General features: G+C 41.2%; 4 protein-coding genes. 2 read left to right on the top strand and 2 right to left on the bottom strand.

Annotated features, from left to right (window positions below):
• Positions 1 to 57: 57 nt before the first annotated feature.
• Complete coding sequence (safD, locus tag F607_RS31845; protein ID WP_051311829.1) at positions 58 to 1,284, bottom strand: sulfoacetaldehyde dehydrogenase SafD; 1,227 nt, start codon at positions 1,282 to 1,284, stop codon at positions 58 to 60.
• A 360-nt stretch (positions 1,285 to 1,644) separates the two neighbouring features.
• Positions 1,645 to 2,049, bottom strand: a complete 405-nt coding sequence (locus F607_RS0125240; protein WP_027710241.1) for a TSUP family transporter — start codon at positions 2,047 to 2,049, stop codon at positions 1,645 to 1,647.
• Positions 2,050 to 2,446: 397 nt separating this feature from the next.
• Between F607_RS0125240 and F607_RS35930 the strand changes: the two genes are divergently transcribed.
• Both F607_RS35930 and F607_RS31840 read left to right on the top strand, forming a co-directional pair.
• Positions 2,447 to 2,650: a hypothetical protein gene (locus F607_RS35930; RefSeq protein ID WP_338112649.1), complete on the top strand. Its 204-nt coding sequence runs from the start codon at positions 2,447 to 2,449 to the stop codon at positions 2,648 to 2,650.
• Positions 2,604 to 3,824 (top strand): aminotransferase family protein, encoded by a 1,221-nt coding sequence (locus F607_RS31840; RefSeq protein WP_338112648.1) that lies wholly within the window; start codon positions 2,604 to 2,606, stop codon positions 3,822 to 3,824. Before F607_RS35930 ends, F607_RS31840 begins: the two co-directional genes overlap by 47 nt.
• Positions 3,825 to 3,916 lie beyond the last annotated feature (92 nt).

Genomic DNA, 3,916 nt, shown 5'->3' with positions numbered 1-3,916 from the left:
CTTTTGATACGCGCTTCACTCATCATTCACCTGCGCCCCTTTCTTTAGATTTTTACTTCAGGTGAGGCGACAACTATCCTGACATAAGGGGATATCCTGAGTAAAAACACCTGCTTGTAAACCAAATGGCGTGGCATTGATGAGTGGAATAATTTCATCTAAGTTGTCAAATTTGCGTAAAGGAATAACGGGACCAAAAACTTCGTCCTGCATGACACAACAGTTATCAGGTATATGCTCTAAAACAGTTGGATAAATAATGTTTCCCTCTTGCTGCCCACCGAGTGTGAGCGTTGCTCCTTGAGCAATGGCCTCATCAATTTTTGCTTTAACCTCATCTGCAGATTGTCTATTAATTAAAGGACCAATAAATGTATCCTCTTGGCTTGGGTCACCCACTTTTAATAATTTGCTGGCATGTAATAATTTTTCTCTAAATAAGTCATAGACTGTATGATGAATGAATAAACGTTTTGCTGCAGTACATCGTTGACCTGCAGTTGCAAATCGCTGGTTGATAGCGGCATTCACTGCAGCATCAATGTCTCCATCGGGCATTAAGATAAGTGGGTCATTCCCCCCTAGCTCTAATAGCAGCTTTTTATATCCTGCAGCTGAAGCTATGGCATCCGCTGCGGCAGTTCCTCCAGTAAAATTGACAGCATTAATATCAGGGTGGGCAATTAATTTAGCCATATCGGTAATATCTGGTACAGCTAATTGCATCACATCATGAGGTATCCCTGCTTGATAACACAACGTAGTCAACTTTTTTGCCGAAGCATAGTTCTGTGGACTTGGTTTAAAAAGAATGGTATTGCCAGCCGCAAATGCAGGTCCAATTTTGTGCATAGCGATATTTAAAGGGAAATTAAAGGGGGTAATACATAATATTGTACCCAAAGGACGCCAACACACAATCCCTAAGCGGTGCCGCGCTGGTGCATACGCATCTGAATCCAGTGTTTCACCACTGATTTGCCTGCATTCTTCACTACTGGCTTGTGTTGTATTAATTGCTCTTTGTAATTCCACTCGACTATCAGAAATAGTTTTACCTGTTTCTGCGGTTATTTGTTGAGACAGTGGCTCTGCATGCTCTTCCAATAGTTGTGCTAAACGTCTTAAAATATTTGCACGTTGAAAGGCCGTAAATGATGTTTGAGTTTGTCGCCCAGCTTTTAATGTTGCAATAGCGGCTTCTACTTTTTCCCATGATGAATAATTGTACTCATCAATCTGTTGTTCTGTATAGGGGTTAATTACACGAAAACTACCGTTCATTTGTCACTTCCTTGCATTAATTACACTAGCTCAACAAGTTGGTAAGCCACCCGAATTCCAGCAAGTAATAAGGCCCACCACATTAAGGTAAAAAATAGTTTATCTTTCATTTTTGATAGTAGGTGAACACCTGTCCAGGTAGCCATTACAGCAGTCAGACTAAATAAAGCAATAAGCTCTATATTATCGATAAATGAAAATCCTAAATAAATGCAGGCACTTTTGTTAAGTGGGTGATTAATTGCATCATTGATTTATTTGCAACTACCGTTTCTTTATCTAGGTCGTCGCGTATAAAAAATACTGCTAATAATGGGTCAATCGCTCCAGCTAGTATACCTAAACTGCCTGTTGCAATGCCTACCCAAAAAAAATTCTGATCTTTATTTTTAAGTTTGGTAATTGCCGCGGTTTAAATAAAGTATAAAAAATCAAACTGACTAACAGCAATAAAGGAATAAACTCGCTGGCATATTGCGCAATAACTAACGTTGTAAGCATTGCGCCAATTATTGCACCTAAAGCAAATGGCAGGCACATCGACCACCGTACGTTGGAGCGTAAAAGCCATGTACGAGTAGCGTTATTAAATACTTGTACTATCCCATGAATAGCAATCAGTGGCCGTAAAGGGATAAATAAATTCATCGCAGAAAACATAAGCACACCACCAGCCATACCCGTCACGCTGGAAATGATCGAGGCAAGCGAAATGGAAAATAGGGTAAGCAAGGTTGCTGACAGGGAGAGATCAATAACATCCATGGACTGCCTCACTAGCCACTTAATATCTTAGGTCGTTAACCATAGATGATCTCAAGCAAAACACTTAGGGCCAGTCGTTATTTTTTCATTGGGCCAACACTATTAATTGATAGCTATACCCAATACGAATGGTTTTTATACTCCAAAGGTACAAGGGTGCGGCCATCGAGTGACGAAGCCCCATGAGCCTATATTAATAGGTGATTGGGGGAAGGAGTGAAGATAACAAAACCTAGAAATCATTCGTGAAGGGTATAACATGGTTGAAATATGTTAAGTGCTGGCCTAAATAAAAGCTTACCTCTGGCTCTACTGGATGACATTAGCAACCCGCTACTATCTGTTTCATGTGTAATAAGTTAAATCTGCCTGAATCATTTTGTATAAGGAGATAGCTGTGTCGAACTTTGCCGCAGAAAAACTGATTGAGCTGGACCGCCAATATGTATGGCATCACTTAACACCTCACTCTCAGTCTTTAGGTAAAGACCCTATGATTATGGTTAAAGGTGAGGGCTTAAGGGTTTGGGATGCGAAAGGCAAAGAATACTTAGATGCTGTTATCTGGTGGGGGTTGGACAGTGAATGTTGGCTATGGTAGAACTGAAATAGCTGATGCTGTCAGGGATCAGCTAGTGACCATGAACTATTTTGCACAAACCGCTGGAAATATTCCTGCAGCGCAATTTGCTGAACGGCTATTGAGTAAAATGCCTGGCTTAAGTCGTGTTTATTATGCCAACTCAGGGTCAGAGGCTAATGAAAAAGCATTCAAAATGGTACGTCAAATAGCGGCTAAAAAATATGGTGGAAAAAAGCATAAAATCCTGTATCGAGAGCGTGACTATCATGGCACGACAATCAGCTGTTTAGCTGCGAGTGGACAGGTTGAACGTCGCAAGCAGTATGGCCCTTTTCCTGCTGGTTTTGTAGAAGTTCCACACTGTTGTGAATACCGTTCGCAATGGGGAAAAGTCGACGATTATGGTATACGTGCGGCTAACGAAATTGAGCGTGTTATTTTAGAAGAAGGGCCTGATACTGTTGGCGCAATTTGTTTAGAGCCTATCACTGCCGGAGGTGGTGTCATTGTTCCACCAGCAGGCTACTGGGACAGAGTTCAGGAAATATGCCGTCAATATAAGGTACTACTGCATATTGATGAAGTTGTGTGTGGTTTAGGACGAACAGGAGCCTGGTTTGGCTATCAACATTTTGGCGTTGAACCCGATATTGTAACGATGGCTAAAGGTGTTGCCTCAGGATATGCCGCAATAGCCTGCACAGTGACAACAGAACAAGTATTTGAATGGGTAGAAGATGATGACGGTGATCCGAGTATGGATTATTTTCGCGATATTTCTACTTTTGGTGGTTGTACTGCAGGTCCAATTGCCGCGATGGCTAACTTAAACATTATTGAGCGAGAAAAACTTGTTGAAAATGCTCAGGTTCAAGGAGACTTTTTGCTGAGCCAATTATATGCTTTGCAAAAAAAATACCCTGTTATTGGTGAAGTTCGTGGCAAAGGTTTATTTGTAGGTTTGGAATTGGTTAAAGATCAGAATAGTAAGACACCTGTTGACGAACAAGTGTCCATGGCTATTGCTGCTCACTGTTTGCAGAATGGGGTGATCATTGGTAGAGCGAACCGATCACTGCCGTCACTGAATAATACTCTTTGTTTAAGCCCTGCATTAATAGTCACTCGGGAGGATATACAGCAGATGGTTGATACATTAGATCAGGCCTTCGCAGCGGTTTGTTATTCCTAATATAACGCGATGCTCGACTTTTTAGCCTATTAATTTAGCTAACTGAAGAGGAGCATTGCCTTGGTTCCTATTAAATAATACACACAAACTGT

It is taken from the genome of Zooshikella ganghwensis DSM 15267 (assembly GCF_000428585.1).
Lineage (GTDB): Bacteria > Pseudomonadota > Gammaproteobacteria > Pseudomonadales > Zooshikellaceae > Zooshikella > Zooshikella ganghwensis.
The sequence above is the reverse complement of the archived record's forward strand: the minus strand, read 5'-3'. Positions and strand labels throughout refer to the sequence as shown.